Origin of the sequence: Desulfovibrio sp. SGI.102 (assembly GCF_050314315.1) — a bacterium.
Taxonomy (GTDB): domain Bacteria; phylum Desulfobacterota; class Desulfovibrionia; order Desulfovibrionales; family Desulfovibrionaceae; genus Desulfovibrio.
Genome location: NZ_JBNPNC010000003.1, coordinates 80,568 through 104,596, shown reverse-complemented (window position 1 = coordinate 104,596; position 24,029 = coordinate 80,568). Strand labels below are relative to the sequence as shown.

Annotated in this window: 36 protein-coding genes and 2 other RNA genes; 4 read left to right on the top strand and 34 right to left on the bottom strand. The window is 61.8% G+C overall.

The window, feature by feature from the left end; all coding sequences use genetic code 11:
• The 25 genes from ACQRCJ_RS01720 to ACQRCJ_RS01600 form a co-directional block, all read right to left on the bottom strand.
• The coding region (locus ACQRCJ_RS01720; RefSeq protein ID WP_419008627.1) for a hypothetical protein at positions 1 to 599 on the bottom strand (599 nt) is incomplete at its 3' end.
• Entirely contained in the window at positions 583 to 840 is a 258-nt protein-coding gene (locus tag ACQRCJ_RS01715) for a hypothetical protein (RefSeq protein WP_308599163.1), read from the bottom strand. The genes ACQRCJ_RS01720 and ACQRCJ_RS01715, both read right to left, overlap by 17 nt.
• Complete coding sequence (locus ACQRCJ_RS01710; RefSeq protein WP_427799215.1) at positions 837 to 1,238, bottom strand: transcriptional regulator; 402 nt, start codon at positions 1,236 to 1,238, stop codon at positions 837 to 839. Before ACQRCJ_RS01710 ends, ACQRCJ_RS01715 begins: the two co-directional genes overlap by 4 nt.
• The gene (locus ACQRCJ_RS01705; RefSeq protein WP_308599161.1) at positions 1,231 to 1,497 is read right to left on the bottom strand and encodes a hypothetical protein; all 267 of its coding nucleotides are present in this window, start codon (positions 1,495 to 1,497) and stop codon (positions 1,231 to 1,233) included. Before ACQRCJ_RS01705 ends, ACQRCJ_RS01710 begins: the two co-directional genes overlap by 8 nt.
• Positions 1,451 to 1,798 carry a hypothetical protein gene (locus ACQRCJ_RS01700; RefSeq protein WP_308599160.1) on the bottom strand — a complete coding sequence of 116 codons (348 nt, stop codon included), beginning with the start codon at positions 1,796 to 1,798 and terminating at the stop codon, positions 1,451 to 1,453. Before ACQRCJ_RS01700 ends, ACQRCJ_RS01705 begins: the two co-directional genes overlap by 47 nt.
• The gene (locus tag ACQRCJ_RS01695) at positions 1,795 to 2,436 is read right to left on the bottom strand and encodes a transglycosylase SLT domain-containing protein (protein WP_427799214.1); all 642 of its coding nucleotides are present in this window, start codon (positions 2,434 to 2,436) and stop codon (positions 1,795 to 1,797) included. The genes ACQRCJ_RS01700 and ACQRCJ_RS01695 overlap by 4 nt, the downstream gene beginning before the upstream one ends.
• A 67-nt stretch (positions 2,437 to 2,503) precedes the next feature.
• Positions 2,504 to 2,863, bottom strand: a complete 360-nt coding sequence (locus ACQRCJ_RS01690) for a putative holin (RefSeq protein ID WP_419008624.1) — start codon at positions 2,861 to 2,863, stop codon at positions 2,504 to 2,506.
• 160 nt (positions 2,864 to 3,023) lie between these two features.
• Positions 3,024 to 3,479, bottom strand: a complete 456-nt coding sequence (locus tag ACQRCJ_RS01685; protein ID WP_427799213.1) for a helix-turn-helix domain-containing protein — start codon at positions 3,477 to 3,479, stop codon at positions 3,024 to 3,026.
• 2 nt (positions 3,480 to 3,481) lie between these two features.
• Positions 3,482 to 3,826, bottom strand: a complete 345-nt coding sequence (locus tag ACQRCJ_RS01680) for a hypothetical protein (RefSeq protein WP_427799212.1) — start codon at positions 3,824 to 3,826, stop codon at positions 3,482 to 3,484.
• The gene (locus ACQRCJ_RS01675) at positions 3,813 to 4,295 is read right to left on the bottom strand and encodes a phage protein GemA/Gp16 family protein (protein ID WP_419008622.1); all 483 of its coding nucleotides are present in this window, start codon (positions 4,293 to 4,295) and stop codon (positions 3,813 to 3,815) included. Before ACQRCJ_RS01675 ends, ACQRCJ_RS01680 begins: the two co-directional genes overlap by 14 nt.
• Complete coding sequence (locus ACQRCJ_RS01670) at positions 4,288 to 4,716, bottom strand: hypothetical protein (RefSeq protein ID WP_419008621.1); 429 nt, start codon at positions 4,714 to 4,716, stop codon at positions 4,288 to 4,290. The genes ACQRCJ_RS01675 and ACQRCJ_RS01670 overlap by 8 nt, the downstream gene beginning before the upstream one ends.
• Before the next feature lie 4 nt (positions 4,717 to 4,720).
• Positions 4,721 to 4,891: an anaerobic ribonucleoside-triphosphate reductase gene (gene nrdD / locus ACQRCJ_RS01665; protein ID WP_419008620.1), complete on the bottom strand. Its 171-nt coding sequence runs from the start codon at positions 4,889 to 4,891 to the stop codon at positions 4,721 to 4,723.
• Between the two features lie 21 nt (positions 4,892 to 4,912).
• Positions 4,913 to 4,978: hammerhead ribozyme type II (locus ACQRCJ_RS01660), an RNA gene on the bottom strand.
• Positions 4,979 to 4,982: 4 nt separating this feature from the next.
• Positions 4,983 to 5,147 carry a hypothetical protein gene (locus ACQRCJ_RS01655; RefSeq protein ID WP_204625944.1) on the bottom strand — a complete coding sequence of 55 codons (165 nt, stop codon included), beginning with the start codon at positions 5,145 to 5,147 and terminating at the stop codon, positions 4,983 to 4,985.
• A 23-nt stretch (positions 5,148 to 5,170) separates the two neighbouring features.
• Positions 5,171 to 5,962, bottom strand: a complete 792-nt coding sequence (locus ACQRCJ_RS01650; RefSeq protein WP_419008619.1) for an N-6 DNA methylase — start codon at positions 5,960 to 5,962, stop codon at positions 5,171 to 5,173.
• An RNA gene (locus ACQRCJ_RS01645) (hammerhead ribozyme type II) lies at positions 5,959 to 6,036 on the bottom strand. Before ACQRCJ_RS01645 ends, ACQRCJ_RS01650 begins: the two co-directional genes overlap by 4 nt.
• Entirely contained in the window at positions 6,037 to 6,333 is a 297-nt protein-coding gene (locus ACQRCJ_RS01640; RefSeq protein WP_419008618.1) for an HU family DNA-binding protein, read from the bottom strand.
• Positions 6,334 to 6,347: 14 nt separating this feature from the next.
• Entirely contained in the window at positions 6,348 to 6,590 is a 243-nt protein-coding gene (locus ACQRCJ_RS01635; protein ID WP_419008617.1) for a hypothetical protein, read from the bottom strand.
• A 9-nt stretch (positions 6,591 to 6,599) separates the two neighbouring features.
• Positions 6,600 to 7,109 carry a host-nuclease inhibitor Gam family protein gene (locus ACQRCJ_RS01630; protein ID WP_419008616.1) on the bottom strand — a complete coding sequence of 170 codons (510 nt, stop codon included), beginning with the start codon at positions 7,107 to 7,109 and terminating at the stop codon, positions 6,600 to 6,602.
• A complete protein-coding gene (locus ACQRCJ_RS01625; protein WP_278337451.1) occupies positions 7,109 to 7,390 on the bottom strand; it encodes a hypothetical protein in 282 nt (93 codons plus the stop codon). Before ACQRCJ_RS01625 ends, ACQRCJ_RS01630 begins: the two co-directional genes overlap by 1 nt.
• A 3-nt stretch (positions 7,391 to 7,393) precedes the next feature.
• The gene (locus ACQRCJ_RS01620; protein WP_427799211.1) at positions 7,394 to 8,026 is read right to left on the bottom strand and encodes a hypothetical protein; all 633 of its coding nucleotides are present in this window, start codon (positions 8,024 to 8,026) and stop codon (positions 7,394 to 7,396) included.
• Positions 8,027 to 8,034: 8 nt separating this feature from the next.
• Complete coding sequence (locus ACQRCJ_RS01615) at positions 8,035 to 8,748, bottom strand: AAA family ATPase (protein WP_204625938.1); 714 nt, start codon at positions 8,746 to 8,748, stop codon at positions 8,035 to 8,037.
• A 9-nt stretch (positions 8,749 to 8,757) separates the two neighbouring features.
• Positions 8,758 to 10,941: a Mu transposase C-terminal domain-containing protein gene (locus tag ACQRCJ_RS01610; protein WP_427799210.1), complete on the bottom strand. Its 2,184-nt coding sequence runs from the start codon at positions 10,939 to 10,941 to the stop codon at positions 8,758 to 8,760.
• A 22-nt stretch (positions 10,942 to 10,963) separates the two neighbouring features.
• On the bottom strand, positions 10,964 to 11,206 hold the full coding sequence (locus ACQRCJ_RS01605) for a helix-turn-helix domain-containing protein (RefSeq protein ID WP_072331489.1): 243 nt from the start codon (positions 11,204 to 11,206) through the stop codon (positions 10,964 to 10,966).
• On the bottom strand, positions 11,203 to 11,628 hold the full coding sequence (locus tag ACQRCJ_RS01600) for a hypothetical protein (protein ID WP_204625936.1): 426 nt from the start codon (positions 11,626 to 11,628) through the stop codon (positions 11,203 to 11,205). The genes ACQRCJ_RS01605 and ACQRCJ_RS01600 overlap by 4 nt, the downstream gene beginning before the upstream one ends.
• 254 nt (positions 11,629 to 11,882) lie before the next feature.
• Between ACQRCJ_RS01600 and ACQRCJ_RS01595 the strand changes: the two genes are divergently transcribed.
• Complete coding sequence (locus ACQRCJ_RS01595) at positions 11,883 to 12,383, top strand: helix-turn-helix domain-containing protein (protein WP_418237254.1); 501 nt, start codon at positions 11,883 to 11,885, stop codon at positions 12,381 to 12,383.
• A gap of 517 nt (positions 12,384 to 12,900) precedes the next feature.
• On the opposite strand, the gene ACQRCJ_RS01590 is transcribed toward ACQRCJ_RS01595, so the two are convergent.
• From ACQRCJ_RS01590 to ACQRCJ_RS01555, 8 genes are all read right to left on the bottom strand, one after another.
• A complete protein-coding gene (locus ACQRCJ_RS01590; RefSeq protein ID WP_303933545.1) occupies positions 12,901 to 13,503 on the bottom strand; it encodes a class I SAM-dependent methyltransferase in 603 nt (200 codons plus the stop codon).
• 242 nt (positions 13,504 to 13,745) lie between these two features.
• Positions 13,746 to 14,747: a ketol-acid reductoisomerase gene (gene ilvC / locus ACQRCJ_RS01585; RefSeq protein WP_006006284.1), complete on the bottom strand. Its 1,002-nt coding sequence runs from the start codon at positions 14,745 to 14,747 to the stop codon at positions 13,746 to 13,748.
• A gap of 159 nt (positions 14,748 to 14,906) precedes the next feature.
• Complete coding sequence (ilvN, locus tag ACQRCJ_RS01580; protein WP_168934478.1) at positions 14,907 to 15,395, bottom strand: acetolactate synthase small subunit; 489 nt, start codon at positions 15,393 to 15,395, stop codon at positions 14,907 to 14,909.
• A 12-nt stretch (positions 15,396 to 15,407) separates the two neighbouring features.
• Entirely contained in the window at positions 15,408 to 17,099 is a 1,692-nt protein-coding gene (ilvB, locus tag ACQRCJ_RS01575; protein ID WP_168934479.1) for a biosynthetic-type acetolactate synthase large subunit, read from the bottom strand.
• Between the two features lie 23 nt (positions 17,100 to 17,122).
• On the bottom strand, positions 17,123 to 17,350 hold the full coding sequence (locus ACQRCJ_RS01570; RefSeq protein WP_168934480.1) for a DUF465 domain-containing protein: 228 nt from the start codon (positions 17,348 to 17,350) through the stop codon (positions 17,123 to 17,125).
• Between the two features lie 61 nt (positions 17,351 to 17,411).
• Positions 17,412 to 17,714, bottom strand: coding sequence for a YggT family protein (locus ACQRCJ_RS01565; RefSeq protein ID WP_040369507.1), 303 nt, complete (start codon positions 17,712 to 17,714; stop codon positions 17,412 to 17,414).
• 2 nt (positions 17,715 to 17,716) lie between these two features.
• Positions 17,717 to 18,361, bottom strand: a complete 645-nt coding sequence (locus tag ACQRCJ_RS01560; RefSeq protein ID WP_168934481.1) for an HAD family hydrolase — start codon at positions 18,359 to 18,361, stop codon at positions 17,717 to 17,719.
• Positions 18,361 to 19,323, bottom strand: a complete 963-nt coding sequence (locus tag ACQRCJ_RS01555; protein WP_168934482.1) for a hypothetical protein — start codon at positions 19,321 to 19,323, stop codon at positions 18,361 to 18,363. The genes ACQRCJ_RS01560 and ACQRCJ_RS01555 overlap by 1 nt, the downstream gene beginning before the upstream one ends.
• A 412-nt stretch (positions 19,324 to 19,735) precedes the next feature.
• Here ACQRCJ_RS01555 and pdxS point away from each other — a divergent pair, with 412 nt between their 5' ends.
• The 3 genes from pdxS to ACQRCJ_RS01540 all read left to right on the top strand — a co-directional run bounded on the left by pdxS (position 19,736) and on the right by ACQRCJ_RS01540 (position 22,517).
• Positions 19,736 to 20,617 carry a pyridoxal 5'-phosphate synthase lyase subunit PdxS gene (gene pdxS, locus ACQRCJ_RS01550; RefSeq protein WP_006009534.1) on the top strand — a complete coding sequence of 294 codons (882 nt, stop codon included), beginning with the start codon at positions 19,736 to 19,738 and terminating at the stop codon, positions 20,615 to 20,617.
• Between the two features lies 1 nt (position 20,618).
• Complete coding sequence (gene pdxT, locus ACQRCJ_RS01545; RefSeq protein ID WP_204625162.1) at positions 20,619 to 21,200, top strand: pyridoxal 5'-phosphate synthase glutaminase subunit PdxT; 582 nt, start codon at positions 20,619 to 20,621, stop codon at positions 21,198 to 21,200.
• Positions 21,201 to 21,551: 351 nt separating this feature from the next.
• On the top strand, positions 21,552 to 22,517 hold the full coding sequence (locus ACQRCJ_RS01540) for a P1 family peptidase (protein WP_168934484.1): 966 nt from the start codon (positions 21,552 to 21,554) through the stop codon (positions 22,515 to 22,517).
• 303 nt (positions 22,518 to 22,820) lie between these two features.
• On the opposite strand, the gene ACQRCJ_RS01535 is transcribed toward ACQRCJ_RS01540, so the two are convergent.
• A complete protein-coding gene (locus ACQRCJ_RS01535) occupies positions 22,821 to 24,020 on the bottom strand; it encodes an iron-containing alcohol dehydrogenase (protein WP_168934485.1) in 1,200 nt (399 codons plus the stop codon).
• Positions 24,021 to 24,029: the final 9 nt, after the last annotated feature.

Below are 24,029 nucleotides of genomic sequence, written 5' to 3'. Positions count from 1 at the left end.
GAGGTCCCCAGGATCTCCCGGATGGCCTGCGCGTTCTCCGGCGAAAGCGCCTTGGTCCGCGTCTCTTCCGTTTCCTTGGGTAAACGGGCTTCCAGCTCGCCCAACAGCTCCAGACAGCGCTTGACGTCCTGCACCGTGGCGGCATTGATCTTTTCCGGGTCGGACAGCGCCATGCCCACCTTGTTGCGCACGGCTTCACGCAGCGCGGCCACGGCGTCCGCCTGGGTGGCGATCTGGGGCCGCACGTCGGGTTCCGTGTACGCAGGCAGCTTACCAGCCGCCGCAAGCTCCGCCTGCTTCAGCGCCAGGGATTCCAGGCTGGCCACGGCAAAGGCTACCTGCGAGGCTTCCTTGCCGTCCTCCGCTTCCAGCAGGCGTTGCAGGATGGCCTTGCGACCCATGATGGTGTTGAAGCGTATCTCGCTTTCCACCTGCGCCAGTTCTTCCCGGCGCTCCCGCCAGCGATACTTGTCCGCCCAGCGTTTCAGCGTGGACGTGGCCACGCCCGTCACTTCGGCGACACGCTCAAACGACATCCGGTCCAGGCAATACAGCTCCTGCGCCTGCCAGACGGTGCCCGGCTCATGCTCCCAGCCCATGCCACTCTCCGAATTCCCGTTCCAGTATGGCAATTTTCTTGTTCACGCCGCGCAATTCCTGCACACGTTCATTCAATTTGATGGCCAGACGCACCACATATTCGGAATCGAGGTCCGCCGCGTCCGCTGTCAGCGGCAGCACGTCCCGGATGGCGTCGCGGGTATTCGAGACCTCCGCTTCAATGCTCCGGCGTCGAATGCGCAGTTCTTCCCTCTGGCCGATCTCATCCTGTCTGCTCATGCCCTGTTCCTTGTTTCAATGATAGTGGATAGATGCTCGACCGCCCGCGTATTGTTCACCACCAGGGTTTGCAGGGTGTCGTTCATCCGCTCGTAATTTTTTACCAGCGTGACGTTCTTCCGGTAAAATTCCGCCGTTTCTTCGTGCTTGGCGCTCATCTCCCGCAGGATGGCCTCGTGCTTTTCGCTTATGGTCTGCAAGGCTTCCTGCGTATCCTGCCGGTAAGCGGCAAGCACGCGCTCGATGCGCCTGCCGTGCCGGTAATCCAAGATGAAAACCAGGGCCACGGCCAGCGCGGGGATGGAGGCCAGCAAGATCAGGATGCCGGGCACGCCCAGCGCGAACAGCGATTCTATAAGGGGCAAAGCCGCGCTCACGGCGGCGGACACATCATTCATGGTTCCCCCGTGCCTGCTCACAGCGCAGGGCCGCGTTCAGGCCGTCTATGTAGGCCCGGATCCTGTCGTCCCTGTCCAGCAGGCGGGCCAGGTTGGCCGGGCTGTCCAGCGGCTCCGTGGCGTCCAGTCCCGGCAGGACCGGTACCGATGGCGCCGGGCAGTCAGGCAAGTTGAGAATGAGCGGCGCGGCCTGTTTCTGGCCACAGCCGCAACTACAAAGGACGATTGAGACGCAGAACAGCACGACGGCGCGTTGCATCGTCCACCACCTTTTCTTCAGCGCTCCGGACGTGGGGCTTTGCCTGCCGCACGATGGCCTCACGTTCCGCCAGGTCAAGCGCGGCTTTCGCCTCCCGCGCAAGGCACAGCCGGGCGTTTTCCGCCTGGGCTTCCGCGTCCTGCCGGTACGTTTCCGCAGCCGTTTGCCAATGGTCCCGTTCGGCGGCTGTGGCCGCATGATGCAGCCGTTCCGTATCCAGCGCGCCCTTGGTAAGCAACAGCGCGTAGGAAACAGCCACCAGCGCGCACACGGTCCCTATGCCGATCAGCCGGAGCATCATAACAGCGCCTCATCTTCCACACCCGGCCCCCAGCCCGCCTTGATATAGGCGTATTGTCGTTCCTTCAGGATCAACCGGGGATAGTTGCGGTTTTCCCGGAAGGCTGCCTTGCCGCGCCCGGCGTTGACGTTTTCCACAGCGCCGAACCAGCGCCGGTCATCCACGCCCAGGGCGCGGGCTTTTTTGCGGTCGCGGTTCACCCAGCCCAGCCCGCCGTTATACGCGGAAAGCGTAAAGGCCATGCGTTCAAAGTCGGAATGCCCGGCCACACGCTCCCACAGCCACTTGTCATAGGTACACAGCGCCAGCAGGCTCCAGCCGGGATTGAACGGTTCCGGCTTTCCCGTTTCCGGGGCCACGGAAGGCAGCCAGCGGGCCGTGGTGGGCATGAATTGTGCCAGGCCCCGCGCTCCAACCTGGGAAACGGTGTCGTTGCGCCACCAGCTTTCCGTATGGATCTGTGCCGCCAAAACGGCCACCGGCGCGTCCATCCCCCAGGTGGCATGGGCCGCCCGGACAAGCGTTGCCCGGTACTGCTGCGCCGCGCGGGGGATCGTCACGTCGGCGGCGTGGGCCAGGTTGGCAACCAGCAAAAGCGCCAGCAGCAACCCCGCGCCCCAAAGAAAGGCCGTTCCCATAATCTCCAGCGCGGAGAGAGCTATTTCTGCCAGCCGCCAAGCGCATTTTTTGATCCGGCCATCCATGCTACAGCCCCAGCGCCACGGCCACGACAAAGGCCGCGATAATGACGGCGCGACGCAGCAATGCCGCGCAGAACGGACGAAAATAGCCGATGGCAATGGGAAAGTCCGGCTTGCCGTCTTCGCCCGTAGCGTCGGGCTCCTTCCGCCAGTCCTTGTCCAGATAGGAGGACGGCAGCGCATACGGAAAGGCCAGAAAGTCAAAGATCATGCCCACGATGGCCGCCACAACCACCAGCGCCAGCTTGTAGGCCACCACCGGCCCCTGGACGGGAGAAACAAGCAGAAGGCCAGCCAGCAGCACAAGGCCGCACAGCGTGAACAGAGCCAGAAGATAACGGGGATTACAGAGAAGTTTTTTCATGGAACGTGCTCCTTTCCGTGTTCGTTGCAAGGCTCCCCGCCGGAAGGGATCCGGCGGGGAAGGGAGGAAACAGACCGGACGTGAAAACGGCCCGTCATAGCAATCATGCCATGACGGGCCGTCGTATGCCTGGAAAGGAGGCGCGCTATGCGAACCTTTTTTATTCGTCAAAATTGCCGCGAAGCTCCTTCACTTCCTTGGAGCGGACACGGACAGGGCTTTCCTTGAGCCGGATCAGCTTGCCCTCGGCAATGTAGTTGTAGATGGTGCGTTCCGAGACATTCAGGCAGTACGCGGCCTGTCGGACGTTCAATATATCGTGCTTGTTGACCATTTCCTGCGGCGTCAGGGTATAGGGCTGTTCGGCGGGCACGCGGGGGTAACGGATGGGCAGCGGGAGGGGGAAGCCCGCCGGGCGTTTCAGCGTGCAGTGGTCCGCGCAGCCGATGCAGCAAAACACGTCGTCCCGCACGAACCAGAACGGTTTGCGGGCATTGCCGCGCAAGACATGCGGGCAGCCGAGCTTTTCGTACACGCTGCGGTCGGGCTCCGCGTCGTAGGGGCGCCAGCCTTCCTTGGTCAGCGTCACAATCTCCTGTATTCGTGCTTTCGACATGCTCATCCCCCTTGAAACAACCTGAAAAACAGCTCCTCGCTTTCTCGTTCCGTCTGTTCCCGGCAGGAAAGGCACTCCCTGCGGTCAAGACGGCGGCAGTGGGAACAGCGTATTTCCTGCAACGCCTTGCCCACCACATCCGGCGTCACTTTCTGCGCACGGGGGCTTTCCCCGGCCTCGGAAAGCGCCGCCTGGATCTTCGCCGCCTGCTCGTTCCATTTTCCCGGATACCGCCCGGAAAGCACCAGGTACACCGTGGCCCGCTTGATCTCAGGGTGCGCCCGGCAAAAGGCGTACACGCTCCGATACCGGGCCAGCACCGCGTCTTTCAGTTCACTGGCCGTCATGGCTCAGCCGTCTGCGCTCGAACGCCTTTTCCCGGCGCTGCAAATCGGACAGCAGCCGGCAGACCTGTTCCCCGTCCTGCATCCAGACGAACAACGGCACGTTGAACTCCCGCTTGCAGCGCGTGTCCAGGCTGCTCATGGAATAGCCCAGCTTGCGCCAGATGGACAGGATCTGCCGCTTTTCGGCGGCATAGGGCATGGAATCCGTGATCTCTATCCAGTCCGGGCGGCTGTGCGGCGTCACCCGGCTGTTGCGGCTTTTGGCGGGTGCGGTATAGGCCACGCCGTACTTTTCGGCAAAGAGCTGCGCCAGCCGGGAAAGCTGGTGGATGTTCATGTCCTTGCGGCTCTCCACCCCGAACTCACCACGCAGCAAGGCCCGGAAGGCTTCCTCATCCATCTGCGGAAGCTGCTTGCGGGCGATCTCGATCTTTCGGTATAATCCCAGGCGCATCTTTTGCTTATCCACGGCGACGCTCCTTGTGTACGATGATGTTTTCCACCGGGACGAACACGCGCTGTCCTTCCAACGAGACGCTGACCATCCAGCGGCCCGCATAGTCCAGGATCGGTTCCGTGTTCGTCCACGTCCCTTCAAAAAAGCCGTCAGCGCGCCGCACGGACACGCGGGACCCGCAGGGAATGTCGGGGGCCGGATCAGGATCGTTCAAGCTGCCCAGGGCAATATCCGCCACTATCCCGGCCAAAACGTCACGGGTCACAAAGCGCATCTCGCCGTTGTCCAGGTCCAGCCAGCGCCGGGCCACCCGCACGCGGTAAAGGCCCCCCGGACCGCCGTACTGCTCCGCCGGGGAAAGCTCCATTTTGGCCCGATGTTCCCCGTGGCGCACGCTCACGGACGCACAGAATTGCCGCTTGTCCAGTCGCATGGCCTCACCTCATCACGGCATGTTTCACGCGGTCCGCCACCTCGGCACGTTTCGCGTTGTTGAAGCGGTCCACGGTGCCCACCAGGTAGCCGGTTATCCGCCGGATGCGTTCGAATTTCACGCCTTCGCCGATGAAGATTTTTCCGTCCCGCTCCGTATGCGGAAGTTTGGGCATTACCTCTGTCATTACGCTATCTCTTGGCTGCTCATCAGGCCGGAACCGCCACGTTCCGGCGACGGCCCATGTGGGGCCGTTTCGCTTGAGGTTATTCTTCATCCGGGGCCGTATCGTTGTCGCCCCGCAGCCATGCCAAAACATCCACAATCCCCTGTTCATAGCTCATGCCGGGATAGTGGGTGCTTTCGTCAATGCCTTCCACAGCCCAATTTTCCACGCGGGCAATCTCAGTTTCAGTTCTTACAACTTGCATGGACACATCTCCTTTTGGTGTATTCAGAACAACGAAAGTTGCTCGATTTTTAACCCCTTTTTTGTGTCAGTTTTGACACACACCGCCTTGATCCTCTTCGGTTCGGGCGGCGTTTCCGGCCCGGCAAAATGGCCGCGCAGCCACGTTTCCGCCTGATCTTTGTCCCAGGGCCGAATGCTCCCGCCCCAAACCAGGCTCCGGCGCGTTTCCCAGGCGCCGCGCACTTCCAGGGCAAGGTGGTTGCCCCACAGGACCACGCCGTCCAAGTTGAAGAACATCAAATTCAAAGCCGTCATGCGCGCGCAGTTCAGGTCTATGTCCTGGCCCACGAAAACGGCCCGGCAATTCTGCTCGAACGTCTGTTCCTTGGCCGCCGCGATCAGGCAGGCCCCGGCCCCGCAGGCCGGATCCAGCACCTTGAAGCGGCCTGTTTCCGGCGGCGCGGTGTGCGTGATGCTGGCCATCAGCCGCGCCACGGCGGAGGGCGTGAAATACTGGCCCGTATAGTGGTTCGCCGCGTATTCCTCATACAGCGGCCCCAGGACTTCCTCATTGGTCGCCCGCATGTACTCCAGCAGGCAGGCCGTGGCGGTGGCAAAATGATCCGCTTCCCGCTGGCCCCTGGGAGCCGTGTTGCGGTAGCCGCCCATGATCTCCAGGTACGGCGGGTCGTCACGCTGGAAGGCGTGGAACATCAGCCCCACCCAATCCTCAAAAACGCGATGACTGCGGTATCCCATGCCGATCACGGCCTCCAATTCCTTGCGCACCGGGTTCAATCCCGGATTGCCTCGCTGATAGTGTTTCTTGCTCATGGCTGCTCGTCAGGCCCTGCGCACCACCGCCGGGCGACCGCGCCGCCCTTGGAAGTGGGCGGGCGGTTTCGCTTTTATGGCTTCATGGCCTCTTTCAAATCGTTGCAGGCGGTGAACACCAGCTTTCTCCCGGCGGGGATCTCCATGATCTCGCCGTTTCGCGGATTACGGACCTTGCGGGCCGCCACCGCCTTGCTCTTGAACTTGCCCAGCCGGGGCAGCGAAATTTCTCCGCCGCCCAAAAGCTCCGCTGCGGTCACATCGACCAGGGCGTCCAGCACGGCTTCCACCATGACGGCGGTCACGTTCCTTTGGGGATCCATCGTGCGCACGGTCTGTGTCACGGCCTTGATAAGTTCCTGCTTTGTCATACTTCCTCCTGTGGTTACGGAATGTTCCGGTACACGATCTTCCGGCTGTATCCGGCCTTGATGAGCAACACCCGCGCCATGTCCCGGATGCAGCGGCTGGTCTGCTCCCGCTGGTCCTGACGGGCCGCCGCCCATTCCTTGTTGAGCACCAGGTCCGGCATACATTCCGGCCTGTAGTACGGCTTGATCATCACCAGTCGGGCATACTTTTCCGCCAGGCGCTCCAGCTCGCTTTTCTTGAACAGGTCCCGGCCCATAACAGCCTCCTAGACGGTTTCAGGCACCTTTTCTTTGTTGATCTCGATAAAGAACGTGTCCGACTGCTGCCGTTTCAGCCCCACCAGCTCCAGCCGTTCGTCCGGCCAGCCCAGCGCGGCTTCCTTGTTGATCTCCTCCTTAAGGCGGATACCGTCCGCAAGGTGGTACTGGTGCATACGCTCCAGCGTCATTTCCGCCGTCACGCCCCGCACCTGGACGATCTTCGTGCTGGCCCGGAAGCCGATCACCCCGAAGCCCAGGTCAAGGCTCTTGCTCTTGGGGAACAACGCCTGCCGGTTGAGCTTGCCGTACACCGTCACCGCGTCCGACAGTTCCTTGCGCCGCGCCTGCAACGGCCCGGCAAGCTGGCTGGCCTTGGCCTTCGCCCCGTCCACGCTCTCCCGCATCTCGTTCTCGATGGCGGAAAGCTTCCGATCAATAGACGCCATTTCCGCCAGCGCCCCCTCGCATTGCGCCAGGTCAAGCACCATGTACGGGTCTGGCTTGATGCGCGCCATTACATCACCTCCCGGATAGCCCTCGCCGGGAACTCTCCCGATACCTTGATGCCCCGTGCAACCAGCCGCAGATTCATGGCGGGCACGGCGATTTCCGCTTCTTCCGTGGTCCAGTCCACACTCACCACATGCAGGTTGTTTTCCAGCGCCTCCGCCTGTTCAGCGGCGGCCCTCAGATTGTCGCAGCAGCCGCGCACCAGGGCGACCTGTTCCTCATCCTTTGCGTTTCCCTGTACTGTTCCAAGAACGGCCAGAATGGACAAAAGGTTTTCTTTCAGCATGGATCATTCCTCCGTTTCTTCATTCTCGTTTTTCGTGCGGTTCGTATCGAACCGTGCCAACAGTACCTTGCAGGCCTCCGTGATGCCCTGCGCCGTCCGTTTCGCGTAAGGATCCGCGCAGAGCAGGAGCCGCGCGATGGTGGCCGCCGCCGCGCGTTCCTTTTGGAAAGGGTCTGTTTCCTTGTACGGGGGATAAGGCGTCTCTGGGGTCATGTCCGCCTTGCTCGTCCCACGATAAGTGACCGCATTTTTCCCATTGCGGCCAATGCGCTGGATGTATCCCTGTTCTTCGAGCCAGGCCGCGTAACGCAGCACCCGCGTGTAATCCACCCGCACCATGAGAGCGCATTCCTTGAGGCACCAGCCCGGCTTGGCCTTGCGGACAAAGCGCCAGATAGCTGGCAGGCTGCGGTTTTCGCGGGGACGGTATCCGAAGTTGTAGGTGTAGACTCCGGGGCGGACTTTGACGACCTCGCCCATGCGGGCCATATCGTTGATGCGGTTACGGAGACGGGCCTTGTCTCCCTCTTCCGTAAGGCCGAAGGCTTCAAACAGCATGGCGTGACTGATCTCTTCCCCACCCTTTCCAAAATTCCGCAGCGCGTACCGGATGCTCTCGTTAGTCAGCTCCTTCATGGCACCTCCTACTTGCGCCGCCAGGATCGCGCGGAAATAACGGTGTCCAGCATCGGCCCGTCCACCGTGAAGTTTTCCGCCGCCTTCGCCGCCTTTTCGAGTAGAAGCATCATGTTGCGCACCAGTCTGAAGTCGCCTTCCGCCCGTTCCGCTATGCGTCCACACAGTTCCGGCGGTATGTCCAGTGCCGCCGCCTTCATGGCGTACATGGCCACTTCCGCAGCGCTGATAGGCCCGAACTCCACTTCATGGGCTACACGGCTCCATACACGGCGGCGTTCGGACAAAAGCCCGAAAATACCTTCCTCGCCTATCAGGATGATGGGCGCGCCCGTCATCTCCAGAATGTCACGCAAGTCTTCAATGCGCCCGATGGCCAGCCGGTCGGCTTCGTCCACGAAAATGGGCTTACGGTCGCGCTCCAGAAGTTCCACGATTGCCTGCTTGCAGCGGTCCGCGCTCATGCGGGGCAAATCTCCGTTCTTGCCGCGCACTTCAAAAAGCACGCGCTGGAGGAACGCCGCCTGTGTCCAGCCTTCCCAGACCCGGACGTATGCGCCCCCGCGCTGGTAATGGTACTGGTCAGCCGCCACGCTCTTGCCGCGCCCGGCTTGTCCGTGGGCAAGGATGAATCCGCTGGTTCCCCGGCCCGCGTCCACCACGGCATCCACCGCCGTGTTGAACCGCGCCGTCGCGTCTGTGGGAATGATCACGTCTCGCATATAGCCTCCCTATGCCGTTGCGATATTGCTTTGTCTGTGCAGCAGCTCCAGCTTGCCGTCATAGAGCGGCTTGAAATTGCGCTGGAATTGCGGGGTGTTCTCGAAATATTCCATGAACGCCGCGTCTTCCGGAACCAGTTCCGCGCCCCGCTCGTGAAGGGCCGTGAACAGGTAGTCGTACCTGGCCGGTTCGTCCGGGAACCGCTTGAAAATGGAAGGTTCGTAGGTAGGAGCGTCCAGTTCCGCGCGGGCCTGAGCACCGGCGGCCTTGGCGGCTTCGATGGCAGCCTTCTCCGTGGCGGAAAGCGCCGGAGACTTTCTGATGGGTTCGGTGGCGGGGATGGCCTTATGGAAGCTTGTGATCTGCCGCTGCCGGGCTTCCGGGAGAATGACCGTTTCCGTCATCTGCCGTATTCCGGCCTTGGCCGCGCATTCCTGTCGCTTCTTGAGTTCCAGGGCGTCCGAAAGGTCTTGCTGCTGTTCCGCCGTTCCCAAAGCGCGGGCGGCGGGATGGATACCGGCGGCAATCCCGTAATGGTAACGGTCGCGGGCTTCACAAAGTCTGTGGCCTTCCAGATCGTACACAAGCACCGTGTACGGCGAGAGCTGCCAGTCATAGCGAACCAGTACCGGATGACGGCGGTTGAACAGGGCTTCATGCCAGAACAGGCGGCCGTCCAGCCGTATGCCGTCCTTACTGATGGTGCGGACTTCCTTTTGCAGCATCAGCAGCGTGAGGCGCTCCATGTCCACGCCCGGCCCCCGACCTTCCTCGAACACCTCTCCGGGCGTCCTGCCGCGTAAATGGGTGGTGGCCTGCGGGCGGGAAGCGTACAGTTCAAACCAGTACGCCAGCCACTCATACGTTTCTTCCAGCGTGAGCGGGCGGCGGCCCAGCTTTTCATGCAGGCGGCGGTGCAGCTTTTCATTCCGGTGCAGCCGCGCGGGCTTGTGGGCTATGTCCCATCCCGTATAGGACGGCGTAAGCTCTTCCAGCTCGTGCATGGTTCCGAAGAACCGTTCCACGGGCTTGCTCTGGCCGTGGTAGGGCCAGGCATGGATGACTTCGCAGCCAAGGTCACGGTACAGGCCGAGGAATCCGGCCTGCTCAAAGTCCTTGCAGCCGTCGAAAAACCGCGCCCTGAACGCCTTGCCGTTGTCAAGGTAAACAACGCGGGGAAATTTCCCCAGACGGATGCAGGCCCGGCGGAACGCGCTGGAAATACAGGCCACATTTTCCGTCGCCATCACTTCCCAGCCCAGCGGGTAACGGCTTCCGCCGTCGAAAAACAGGAGCAGCGTCATGCGCTTAGGCTTGCCCGTATCCGGGTCTGTCGTCTCAAAGTTGAGTGTATGGCCGTCAGCGATCACCACGTCGCCCACGCCTACCAGCGACCAGTCTCGAAGAATGGATATGGCGCATCGATCGTTCCACGCCTTTTCCCCGTTGCGCCACAACGTCCAGTCGCTGAAACACGTCTTGGAGTAGTTGGCTATCCAGCGCCGGATGGTATCGTCCGAGGGAACGGCCAGATTTTCCGCCTTGCACCGTTCTTGTATGATGCGGGCGCAGGTGCTGATTTGACGGTCTCCGTCCAGTATTTGTCCCAGGATGATGGTCTGGTGCCGTTCCGTGAGCATACTCTTGCCCCGATGGGCAAGGCCGCGCTTGTCGGCCAGAGCCAGGACGCCGCCGGATTCTTTCTGTTCCAGCTTCCAGCGTTCCAGGCTTTTCCAGCTTACGCGCGGGCCGAGTTCCGCAAGGAGTTTGCCCCATGCACCGCCCTGATAGGCAAGAATGAAGGCTTGCTTCTGTCTGATGGTGCTGCCGTGCTTTGCCTGCCAGTCCAGATAAAGCCCCAGAAGATCGGCCTTTGCCAACGCCTTGTAACGGCGCTTGTCGTCAAAGATGGCCTGTCGGGCCGTAGGAAAAGTAAGCTGTGATGCGGTAACGGCGGGAAGGGCTGCACTGTTGGCGGCCTCTTCCTCTATCGCCCGGCGTTCCTCCGCCGTCCGAATGGCCTGCTGTGTCGCTTCCGGCATGGAGGAAACAAGCCACTCCTTCCCGCCGCCGCGTCCCTTGCGCGGGCGGAATTGCCAACCGCCAGACTTGGCCTGAGCATCTACCCCTTGTCGAGTAAGTCCCAATAAGGGGGCGAGAGCTTGAGATGTATATGCCTCCTTGAGTGCCATTGCCTTTTTCCTTCGCGTCGCCTTATGCGGCCTTGTCGCGCGTCTTGCGCGGGTCAAATAAACATTCTTCCGGCACACCTTCCCGGCGCAGGGCCTCCAATACTCGCGGACTATGCCGCTTACCCAACACTGTGGCGGAGACTGCTTCTGCGGTGACGCCGATACGCCTTCCCAGTTCCGCCATACTTAGACCGCGTGCATCCAGAATCGCCCGGATTACATAGCGAACTTCATAGCGCTGGCGTCCGCATTCTTCGCGGGTCATAAGTCTTCCTCCAGCTTGCGCTTGCGTTGACGCGCCGCCTTCATCTCCAGAACCGCAGCTCCATAGTCTCGGAGCTTCCTGTCTTCTTCCGTCATCAAATCCAGTCCCAACGCACGCGCCGCAACGCGGAATGGTTCCACGTTGCCGGTGGCTCGACAGAAGGCCAGCAAGGCCAAGATGGATGGAGGGTGCGACGTGTCGGAGGGAGCCAGCCATTTGTCCAGTGTGGCTTTACTGATGGACAGGGTATTGCCGCCCGTCAGCTTGATTCCCGCCCGCTGTGCTATTTCATTCAGGCGATCGGCAAGCATCTTACGTCCTTCGCCTTCCGGCGCTCCGGCGGCATCACGCATGGCGGTCTTGATGGCCGCCATTACGCCGGAAAGCCGGACTACGTCGTCAAGTAAGGATAGCTGCTTCATGGCCTGCTCCTGTCCAAACGCCGCTCGTGCCTGGACGTTGATTTAATGGGACGGGCCGGATAAAGTCGGTTTGCTTACTGTTGAAACTTCAACCGTCCGCAAGTTCTTTTTAGTACGCAAAAGAGGACTAGTCAACAAGGAAAACCTCATTTATTTACTTGCAGGTTCATTTCTTTTGCTATTTTTGTAACTATGCGGTATAATTAACAAATCTAGCAATGATGATTTGCAGGTTTGTTTGCAGGTTTGAGCAAATGGAACATGCAAGTACGCAAGCCGCATTAGACTATATGAAAAAGCTAGCAGGGGTATCCTACGACTTTGAACTTGCTGAAAAGTTGGGCTACTCCAAGCAGGCTCTATCGTCTGTAAAAAAAAGACAAAGAATTCCAGTGAAATGGTTTGCAAAAGCTTCCATTTTATTCCGTGTGCCAATAGAAGAGCTTCAAGCTGCAGGACAATTAGCTAAAACCTCAAATGCGTACCAAGAAAGACCGGATACGGTACTTCTTTCAGAGCAAAAAAGAGAGCAGGATCTCTTGAGCAATGAGCGGCGCTTATTCGAAGAGGAAAAACGCCGTTTTTGGGAAGAGCGCAAAGAGTTATTGGCCGAGAATCGCCAGCTTCATCGAGAAAAAGAAGAGCTTTTACGAGAAAACGGAGAACTTAAAGCAATGGTCGCTAGACTGGAGGAGCGTAAAAATCGACTCTCTGTCTCTCCAGATCAGCCTGCGCAAAATAGCAGCGTGGCATAGCCAGAAGAAACAACAAAACAGCCCTGCTTTTGTGTCAAAAACGACACATGGCAGGGCTGTTTTGTTCTCATTTGTCGTGCGAAAGCGCCTGTGAAATGGACTTCTGTTCTCAAGTCTTTTTTCGCGGCCTTTTTTTGACGCTGGACCACCATAAGCCCGCGCCTGGCCTACATATAGCCGACATATAGCCGACTGGATGACGCCATACAGTCATTCTCATTTACCCTGCCCCCCTATAGTCCATCTGCCTTGCGGATGGACTTTTTTGTTTTGCAGCGGCCCGGGTCGCTCAGGGACGATCACAAAGCACCGGGATGGGGACAGGCCAGGCAGTGACAGGCTGCAGCCGTTACGACGGGCAGCAATAAGACAACCCCTGCCCTAAACGAAAAACACCCGCCGGAGCGGGTGTTTTTTCCGTCTGCAAGTCACAGGGGCGACTGTTGGGGAAGCTGCGATAGAGATGCCGGTATGGCGGACGCCGCTCCCCTCCGGTCAGCCTGTTGAGCAGGCCGCCTCAATCGGAAGAGGGGATGCGCCGGACAAGGACCTGGATCCAGCGTTCCCGCAGCTCCGCCGCACGGTCGTCCTCCCCTGTCCGCATATCCAGGCAGGAAAGCTCCGGCAGCGCATCCAGCAGGGCCCGGACACCGGCCTCGTCCATATCCGTGAAGCAACGACCGTCCGGGCTGTGGCGCTGCCCCTGACCGTACTTGAAATTGAAGAACATCACGCCGCCGGGACGCAGGGCACGCTGCAAACGCCGCAAGGCATCGGGCAGATCCGCCGGGGCCACATGCAGCAGGCTGGCACAGGCCCAGATACCGTCGAAACGCTCCTGCCATGCCACGTCTTCGAAGCAGAGCACGGGCACCTCCTGCCCCAGCAGGAGCGCTGCCTGCCGGGCCATCTGCGGCGAAGCATCGAAGGCCTCCACCCGGAAGCCCGCCTGCCGGAAAGCCAGCGCGTCCCGCCCCGAGCCGCAACCGGCATCAAGGATGAGCCCGCCGGGGCGCACATGCGGCAGAAAACGGGCATACAGGGGCCGCAGGTCCATATCATGGGATGCCGCAGCGTAGCTGGCCGCGCGCTGGTCATAGAATGCCGTATCCGGTGCCACAGTTTTCCTCCCTTTGTCTCATCGTAGCGGGATGCACTGGTCATCGGCCGGACGGGGCCGCTCCCTCCCGGAACAGGGACGGAGCCTGTCCTTCCCGCTGTCTTGCCGCGGGAAGTCCCGGAGGCTGGTCGCTGCCCGCACGGCCATATCACAGGCCTTCTTTTCAACGCCCCTGCCCGGCCTCCGAAACAAAAAAGGGGGACCGAAGTCCCCCTTTGTGAGCGTCATGACGGACAGCGGAACTAGTCCTTCTTGTCCTTCTTCAGCCAGGTCATCATGCCGCGCAGTTCCTTGCCCACCTGCTCCAGCTGGTGGTTGGCTTCGTTGCGGCGGGTGGCCATGAACATGGGATAGTTGGCGCGGGCTTCGAGGATGAAGTCACGGGCGAACTTGCCGCTCTGGATGTCCTTCAGCACGGCCTTCATTTCCTTCTTCACGGCGTCGGTGATCAGGCGGGGGCCGGTCACATAGTCGCCGTATTCAGCCGTGTTGCTGATGGAGTAACGCATGCGGGACAGGCCGCCTTCGTACATCAGGTCAACGATCAGCTTCATTTCGTGCATGCACTCGAAGTAAGCCATTTCGGGCTGGTAACCGGCTTCCACCAGGGTTTCGAAACCGGCCTTGATGAGGGCGGAGATACCGCCGCACAGCACGGCCTGTTCGCCGAAGAGGTCGGTTTCGGTCTCTTCACGGAAGCTGGTCTCGATAACGCCGGAGCGGGTGCCGCCGATGCCCTTGGCGTAGGCCAGGGCCACCTTCAGGGCTTCACCGGTGGCGTCCTGCTGGATGCCCACCAGGCAGGGCACGCCGCCGCCTTCGGTGAAGGTACGGCGCACCAGATGGCCGGGACCCTTGGGGGCGATCAGGAACACGTCCACGTCCTTGGGAGGCACGATCTGGTTGAAGTGGATGTTGAAGCCGTGGGCGAACAGCAGAGCCTTGCCGGGAGTCAGGTTGGGCTTGATGTCCTTTTCGTACACGGCGGCCTGCACTTCGTCAGGCAGCAGGATCATGATCAGGTCGCCCTGAGCGGCAGCTTCGGCAGCGGACACGGGGGTAAAGCCGTGCTGCTTGGCCAGCTCGTAGTTGGCGCCGCCGGGGCGCTGGCCCACGACGACCTTCACGCCGGAGTCGCGCAGGTTCTGGGCATGGGCATGGCCCTGGCTGCCGTAACCGATGATGGCCACAGTCTTGTTTTTCAAGACGGAAAGATCGGCATCCTGATCATAGTAAACTTTCATGGCTCTTGTCCTTTTCAATGGAAAAATACTCGGTATTCCCGAGGGGGAAACTTCTATTTGGGATGCCGTGGCGCAAATGTCAAGCGTCACGGCATCCCTCAGGCAAATTTGCCGTCATCTTCCGGTGGGGGACCGTCCGCGATCCCGCCGCCGGGGATGCTATTCACACTTTTTGGAGCGGCGCATGGCCACGGAACCGGTGCGGGCCACTTCCTTGATGCCGAAGCGGTGCAGCAGGCTCAGGATGGCGTCCAGCTTGTCGTGGTCGCCGGTGGCCTCGATGGTCATCTCGCTGGAGCTGACGTCCACCACCTTGCAGCGGAAGATCTCCACGGTACGCAGGATCTCGCTGCGGGCGGGGCCTTCGGCCTGCACCTTGACGAACATCATCTCGCGCTCGATGGCGGGCATGTCGGCAAAATCCGTCACCTTGATGACGGTCACGATCTTGTGGAGCTGTTTCATGATCTGCTCCAGGATCTGGCTGTCACCGTAGGTGGTGATGGTCATGTGCGAAACGCCCTCTTCCAGGGTAGGCGCCACATTGAGCGAATCGATATTGAAGCCGCGGCCGCTGAACAGGCCGGCCACGCGGCTGAGCACACCGGGCTCGTTCTCCACCAGCACGGAAAGAACATGTCTTTGCATGGCGTCCCTCCTCTACACCAAGAGCATCTCATCCAGGGCGGCCCCGGCGGGCACCATGGGATAGACGTTTTCCTCGCGCTCAACCATGACGTCGATGAAGGCCGGGTTGGGCGAGGTCAGGGCCTTGCGCAGCACGTCTTCCAGCTCTTCGGGCTTGCTGATGCGGTAGCCTTCGGCGCCGTAGGCCTCAGCCAGCTTCACGAAGTCGGGCTGGGCCTCCATATTGGTATGGCTGTAGTTGCGATTGTAGAAGAGTTCCTGCCACTGGCGGACCATGCCCAGATGACCGTTGTTGAGGATGACCACCTTGACCGGGATCTTGTTCTGCACCACGGTGGCCAGTTCCTGGATGTTCATCTGGATGGAGCCGTCACCGGCCACGTTGATGACCAGCTTGTCCGGGAAGGCGAACTGCGCGCCGATGGCCGCGGGGAAGCCGTAGCCCATGGTGCCCAGACCACCGCTGGTCAGCAGGGTGCGCGGTTTGGTGAAGGTATAGAACTGCGCGGCCCACATCTGGTTCTGCCCCACCTCGGTGGCGATGATGGCATCGCCCTTGGTGATGGAGTACATGGTCTCGATGACCTGCTGCGGCTTGATGTGGCCGTTCTTGTTGTAGGCCAGCGGATGGTTGGCCTTCCATTCATGCACGGTCTGCAGCCAGTCGGCATGCATGCCCGACCAGTCGGTATCGGCCATCTTGGCGCGGCAGATCTCCAGGATGCCTTCCAGGGCCTGGCGGCAGTCGCCCACCACGGGCACGTCCACTTCCACGTTCTTGCGGATGGAGGTGGGGTCGATATCGATATGCACGATGCGCGCATGGGAGGCGAAGTCCTGCAGACGGCCGGTCACACGGTCGTCGAAGCGCGCGCCCACACAGACCAGCAGGTCCGCATGGTTGATGCTCATGTTGGCAGCGTAGGTACCATGCATGCCCACCATGCCCAGCCACAGGTCGCCGTTGGCGGGGAAGGCGCCCAGGCCCATGAGCGTGGTGGCCACGGGGATGTTCAGTTCGTGGGCCAGCTCGCAAAGGACTTCCGAAGCATTGGCCATGATGACGCCGCCGCCCGCCAGGATGATGGGCTTGCGGGCCTTGGCCAGCTCTTCGGCCGTACGGCGCAGCTGGTTCAGGTTGGGCTTGTAGGTGGGATTGTAACTGCGCATGAAGATATCTTCAGGCCAGACGAATTCCGTACGGGCCTGCATGATATCCTTGGGCAGGTCCACGAGGACAGGCCCGGGGCGACCGGAGCGCGCAAGATAGAAGGCCTGGCGGATGGTCTTGGCCAGGTTGCGCACGTCCTTCACCAGAAAATTGTGTTTGGTACAGGGACGGGTGATGCCCACGATATCGACTTCCTGGAAGGCGTCGTTACCGATGAGCTGCGTGGGGACCTGTCCCGTGAAGACGACCAGCGGAATGGAATCACAGTAGGCTGTGGCTATGCCCGTAACGGTATTGGTGGCGCCGGGTCCGGAAGTGACCAGACAGCACCCAACCTTGCCGGAGGCACGGGCATAGCCATCAGCCGCGTGCACAGCCCCTTGTTCATGCCGCACCAGAACATGCTTCAGTTCCGGATGCCGCGGCAACTCGTCATAAATATCAATCACAGCACCGCCCGGATAACCGAACAGTACATCAACACCTTCTTTTTTAAGGGATTCAAGGAGAATCTGCGCACCTGTGAGTTCCATAGGGTCAACTCCTGCGCCAGCAGTTATGCTCCGGCGCGATGGCTATCCAAGAGCTCCATGAGCTTGGTTTTGCCTTCAAGTTTTTGTTTCTTAAGCTGCTTCAGGGTCTGTTCCTCGGTGGGGGTACGGAAAGACTTGGCTTCCAGCTTTTCTACCTGCTTGCTGTAAATGACGTGGTCTTCCCATAGGGATTTCAGCTCCGGATCAGTGGGCAGTAGCTGTTCGATGAGTTCAATTTCATGCTGATCCATAAGAAATCTCCAGCGTTAGATGTTCGGCGCCCGGCATGGCGCCCGTTACGACAAACCGCTGCTACACCAGAGTAGCGGCAAACTGGGCCAGTGATGCGATGACGATGCGGTTGATGAGCTGGATGACCAGCAGCACCACCACAGGCGAGAAATCGATGCCGTTGGTATAGGTGAAGGGCAACCATTTCCGCACCCGGTAGAACACGGGTTCCGTCAGGGTGCGCAACGCGCGCACCACAGGGTTGTAGGGATCGGGACGCACCCACGAAAGCACGGCCGCCACGATGACAACCCAGAAATACAGATTGAGGACTATGGCCAGCAAATCGACCACGGCCAGGATGACATTCTGTACAAAAAACATGCCTACTCCCATTCATTTTGCAGCAGCCCGGCCAGTTCGTCATAACCGGCTGCCGCGAGCGGGCCTTGCAATTCCCCGCCGAAGGCCGCGAACACGACGCCTGCGGCGGTGGCGGCTTTCTGGTCGTTGGGACTGTCGCCCACAAAAAGCACCTGCTCAGGATCGGCCCCCCACTGTTCAAGGATCAGCCGCACACCATCGGGGGCGGGCTTGGGGGCTGCTTCCGTCGCCGTGACTACAGGATTAAAATAGGAGGGCAACGCCAAAAAGTCCAGAACCCTTTGCATCCCTTCCGCAGTTCTGTTGGTATGCACGGCCAGACGCATGCCGTGACTGTGCGCGAGCTCAAGGAATTCCCGGTAACCGGGATAGATCTGCAGCAGGGGAACGATGTCGCGCGAATAGATGACCTCCGTCCGCACCACTTCATACATGCGCTGATGCATCTCGGGAGGCACGATGTATTCCAGCGCCTGCCGAGCCGTGGCCATGAACGTATAGGCATCCTGCTCCGGGGTCAGGGGCGGCAGTCCCAGGGCCGCCAGCACCTTGTTGTAAAAGATGGCGTTGGCGGCGCGGGAATCGATCATGACCCCGTCACAGTCGAAGATGATGCCGGTAAGGCCGTGCGGGAAAAGTTTGCCCATCAGTCGTCCCCGCGCAGCACTACAGTGCGTTCTTCCTGCCAGCCGGGGCAGCAGCGGGGCGCACGCGGACGCCCGAGGATGCGCCACAGGGGGGCACGCGCCTGCAACAGGGATACGGCGTTGCCTTCCGCATCGCACAGGCGCAGGGGGCTGTCGTCGGGCAGGGGCCGGAACTCCAGCTCGCCCTGACCGTCCAGCAGGTCGCGACGCATGCGGCCCTCGGCCAGCAGCAGGCAGTCCGCCGGGGCAAAGCGCACCACGGCGTCCAGCAGACGGGGCCAGGCGGGCAGCAGGGAATCGTCCACATGCACGGGGCTGTTGAGGGTGGCCAGCGTGGCCAGGGCGGCCTCCGTGTCGCGGGCATCGCCCGCCAGCAGGGCCGTCTCGTCAAGATCGGCGGGATCCATGTCCAGTGCGGCCTGCAGACGGGCATTGCTGCTGCTCAGGCTGGAGCTCAGGGCCTGGAGTTCGGCCAGGCGCTCTTCCTGCAGCCAGCTCCAGAGCAGCATGCGCTGGGCCGCACAGGCCTTTTCCCGCTCTTCGCGGGCGGCTTCCAGGGCCTGGGCCGTCTCCAGGGTGCCGTCGGCCATCAGGCCGGCACGCAGGGCGCTTTCCGCGCTGTTGCGGCGGGCACGGCCCACGTCGGCGCCCAAAGTCCCCACCGGCTGGCCGGAAAGGGCGGCATCCCCCATGCGCTGGAGGTCGTCCAGACAGGCCGCGGCTTCACGCGGCGAAAAAGGCAGATCCTCCGGCATATGCCACGGCCCCTCGGGAGCCGGGGCCGCGACGGTCACGGCACGACGGCCGGACGCCGTCAGCCCTCCGGCGGCAGGACGGGAAAATTCTTCCGGCAGACCGGGCCACAGACGCAAGACAGGACAGGACCCTTCCGCGGGCAAAAGCAGTGCTTCTCCGGGCAGGGGACCACGCAGGGCGGGGACACGGATACAGAGTGCAGACATGTATCATCCTTGGTTAAGCTGGAGTTTTTAGCATACGCCACAGGGGGACACGATTGCAAGGCCAAAGCCGTCATACCCTGACATCTCCGGCGCTCCCCTGCCCCGCCATGATTTATGGAAAAGCTTTTCCTCAGGGAGGCCCCGATCTTTTCCGGTGCCTGCCGTTACCCCGACCTGCCGCAACGGCGATGCAGACCGCAGACTGTGCGTGCGGACATGGAAAACCGCCGTCCATCCTGTCAGAACAGGCTCCGGGCCTTCCCCCGGACGGGCACGGCCTGTCTGCCGTAAGGCGCAGGACGGGCCCGGATTATTGTCACTGACGACGATATGGCATATAACGCGCTTCTGGCCGTTAAACGGCCCCACGCAACTTAGCGCACCGCACGGCGGTGCCGAAGGAGTAGAAGATATGGAACAGGGCACCATTCGCCTGAAGACCGGTCTTGCAGAAATGCTCAAGGGTGGCGTCATCATGGACGTGACCACCCCCGAACAGGCGAAGATCGCCGAAGAAGCCGGCGCCTGCGCCGTCATGGCTCTTGAACGCGTCCCGGCCGACATCCGCGCCGCCGGCGGCATCGCCCGCATGGCTGATCCCACCATCGTCAAGCGCATCATGGAAGTGGTGAGCATCCCCGTCATGGCCAAGGCCCGCATCGGCCATTTCGTGGAAGCCCGCATCCTTGAGGCCCTGGGCGTGGACTACATCGACGAGAGCGAAGTGCTGACCCCCGCCGATGACCGTTATCATATCGACAAGCGCGACTTCACCGTGCCCTTCGTCTGCGGCTGCCGCAACCTGGGCGAAGCCCTGCGCCGCATCGCCGAAGGCGCGGCCATGATCCGCACCAAGGGCGAACCCGGCACCGGCAACGTGGTGGAAGCCGTGCGCCATTGCCGCCAGGTCATGGACGAGATCCGTGTGCTCTGCTCCCTGCCCGAAGCTGAAGTGGCCAACTTTGCCAAGGAAAACGGCGCTCCCCTGGAAGTCTGCATGGCCGTGCGCAAGGAAGGCCGCCTGCCTGTGGTGAACTTTGCCGCCGGCGGCATCGCCACCCCAGCTGACGCCGCCATGATGATGCACCTGGGCTGCGACGGCGTGTTCGTGGGCTCCGGCATCTTCAAGTCCGGCGACCCGGCCAAGCGTGCCCGCGCCATCGTGCAGGCCGTGACCAACTACAAGGACTACGCCCTGCTGGCCGAGATCTCCCGCGACCTGGGCGAACCCATGGTGGGCATCGACATCTCCACCATCCCGCCGGCCGAACGCATGCAGGAGCGGGGCTGGTAGCATGGCCCGCATCGGAGTCCTGGCCCTGCAGGGGGCCTTCCGCGAACATGCCGCAGCGCTGCGCCGTCTGGGCGCCGATGTCTGCGAAGTGCGCCAGCTCAAGGACATGGAAGGCCTTGAGGGCATGGTCATCCCCGGCGGCGAAAGCACCACCATCGGCAAGCTGCTGGTGGAATGGGACATGCTGGAGCCGCTGCGCCGGCGCATCCTGGACGGCATGCCCGTCTACGGCAGCTGCGCGGGCCTGATCCTGCTCTGCAAGGAGATCGAAGGCTCTGACCAGCCGCGTCTGGGCGTGCTGGACGCCACCGTGCGCCGTAATGCCTTCGGCCGTCAGGTGGACAGCTTCGAGACCGACCTGCACATCGACGGCCTGGCCGGTGAGCCCCTGCGGGCCGTGTTCATCCGCGCGCCGCTCATCAGCCGCGTGGGCGAAGGCGTGCGGGTGCTGGCCCGTCTGGATGCCGACCGCGGCGAGCGCATCGTGGCCGTGCGTCAGGGCAATGTGCTGGCTACGTCCTTCCACCCCGAACTGACCCCGGACCTGCGCCTGCACCAGTATTTCCTGGACATGCTGGCCTGATCCGCGGCATCTGCCGAAAAACAAGGAGCCCCGCGCCGAACGTTGCGTTCGCGCGGGGCTCTGTCGTTCTCTGGCACCGGGATGCGCCCAGGAGGATCTTTGGCTTCTTCTGTCAAATGTCCGCCCCTTCCTCCGAAAATGTCTCCACTCCTGACCGGTACCTGGCGACCGGCCCGCACAAGGCCTGTCGTCCTCCCCTTCCCGGTACGGCCCGGACTGCGGACCGCATCCCCCACAAGGGAGGCTTTCCTTTTCCGCGTGAACATGAAAGATTTGTCCCATGCGCCCTTTCCCGGCAGCAGCCGTATGGTTGCACGGGCGCAGCTGCCAACCTCCGCCACAGGAGTTCCCATGAGCAATACCACCCTGACCGCCATCGACGGCCTGCTGGCAGGCCACGCCACGGACGACCGGAACCATACCGGCTGCACCGCCATCCTTTGCCCGCAGGGCTTCACGCCGGGCATCGCCGTGCCCGGATTCGCCCCGGGCTGCCGCGAGACCGAACTCATGCGGCCCGAATCACAGGTGGATACAGTGCACGGCCTGCTGCTGGCCGGAGGCAGCGCCTTCGGACTGGCCGCTGCTGACGGCGTCATGCGCTTTTTACGCGAACAGGGACACGGATTCGCCATGCCGCACGGTGTCATCCCCATCGTCCCGGGGGCCGTCATCTACGATCTGGACATGAATGCCCGGCCCGGCGTGCTGCCCGATGCGGACATGGGCTATGCCGCGGCCCGGGCGGCCTCGGCGGCACCGCTGGCCGAAGGCGCTGTGGGGGCAGCCTGCGGGGCCCGCTGCGGCCGCCTGTTCTGCCTTTGCCAGGATGCAGCGGGCAAACCGCTGGATCTTTCGGACAAGAGCGGTCTGGGCAGCCTGTGCCTGGAACGGGAGGGCATACGGGTGGCGGCCCTGGTGGTCCTCAATGCGCTGGGCAATGTCTACGATGCCCGGGGGAACTTTCTGGCCGGCGGGCGCTTCCCTGACGGCACGCCTGTGCCCCATGCGCAGGCTTTGGACGCTCTGGCCGGACAGGTCCCTGCCGGCAATACCGTGCTCACCGTAGTGGCGACCAACGTCCCCCTGGACAAGACCCAGTGCAGCCGTCTGGCCCGCATGGCCGCCACCGGTCTGGCCCGGCATATCATCCCCGCGCACATGCTCTTCGACGGGGATATCGTGTTCACGCTGGCCAGCAAGCAGCCCCTGCCCGAAGGGCACGGCCCCTGGAATGAGCTCCTGCTGGGGGCCCTGGCCGCTGACGCCGTGGCCGGGGCCGTCTGCCGTGCCGCCCGGCCGGGGATGTTCGCGTGATGCCGCATCACAGGGGGAGCCCTGCCGGACAAAGAGCCCCCCTTCCCTGCTCTCCGCTTTTTTCCGGCATGCGCCTCTGAAAAACTGCGGCGGGAGAAGCAGAGGCCCCCGCAGCGGGGCATATCGCCCTGCCGTGTCCGTGCCATCTCCAACAGCTGAGAACACTCCGGCCATCGTCTCAAAACCACCTGCCATGCGGGTGGTTTTTCATTTCACGTCGTGCCGCCCGACAAGCTAAAGCCCAAAACGCAAAAAGGCCCCCGGTTTCCCGGGGGCCTCCATTATGCAGCTATGCAGCGAGGACTACAGGGCGGCCTTGTAGATGGCGGCCACAGCGGCGTCGCTCATCATGCGCGGGTTGGTCAGACCGCAGGCGTCCTTCTGGGCGTTGGCGGTCATGGTGGGGATGTCCTCTTCCTTCACTTCCTTGCCGTACTTCTTGCCCAGGGCGATCAGGCCTTCCGGGATACCCACGTCCTTGGACAGGATGCGGATGGCCTTGATGGCAGCCTGCGAAGCGTCGGTCGGGCTCAGGCCGTCCACGCGTTCGCCCAGCAGTTTGGCGATGCGGCCAAAGCGACGGCGGCTGGAGATCAGGTTGTACTCGCACACATGGGGCAGCAGGATGGCGTTGCATTCGCCGTGCGGCAGGTCATAGAAGCCGCCCAGCTGGTGAGCCATGGCGTGCACGTGACCCAGGCTGGCGTTGTTGAACGCCATACCGGCCAGGTACTGGGCGTAGCACATGCCTTCGCGGGCTTCCATATCCTTGCCGTTGGCAACGGCGCGGCGCAGGTAGCGGTTGATGTATTCCATGGCCTTTTCGGCACAGGCGTCGGTCATGGGAGTGGCAGCGGTGGAAACATAGGCTTCCACGGCGTGGGTCAGGGCGTCCATACCGGTAGCGGCGGTCAGGGACGGAGGCATGCCCATCATCAGGACCGGGTCGTCGATGGCGACGCTGGGGGTGCAGCGCCAGTCGACGATGGCCATCTTCACCTTGCGGGAGGTGTCGGTGATGATGCAGAAACGGGTCATTTCAGAGGCGGTACCAGCGGTGGTGTTCACGGCCACATAGGGCGGGAAGGGCTTGCTGGATTTGTCCACGCCTTCGTAGTCGTGGATCGTGCCGCCGTTGCCGACCACGAAGCCGACGCCCTTGCCGCAGTCATGCGAAGAACCGCCGCCCAGGGTGATCAGGCTGTCGCAACCGTTGCTCTTGTAAGCTTCGGTGGCTTCCGCAACGTTTTTATCCGTGGGGTTGGGCACGGTCTTGTCGTACACGGCATACTGCATGCCGGCGGCGTCAAGGATATCGGTGATCTGCTTCAGGATGCCCACGGCCACGATGCCCTGGTCGGTGACGATCAGCGGCTTCTTGCCGCCGAGGCTCTTCAGGCGATCGGGAATCTGGGTGGAGCAGTTCTGGCCGACCAGAGTCACGGTGGGGATGAAGAAGGACGTGATTTGGCCCATATGCATGCTCTTGACATCCGTGCTCATTGTGCAACT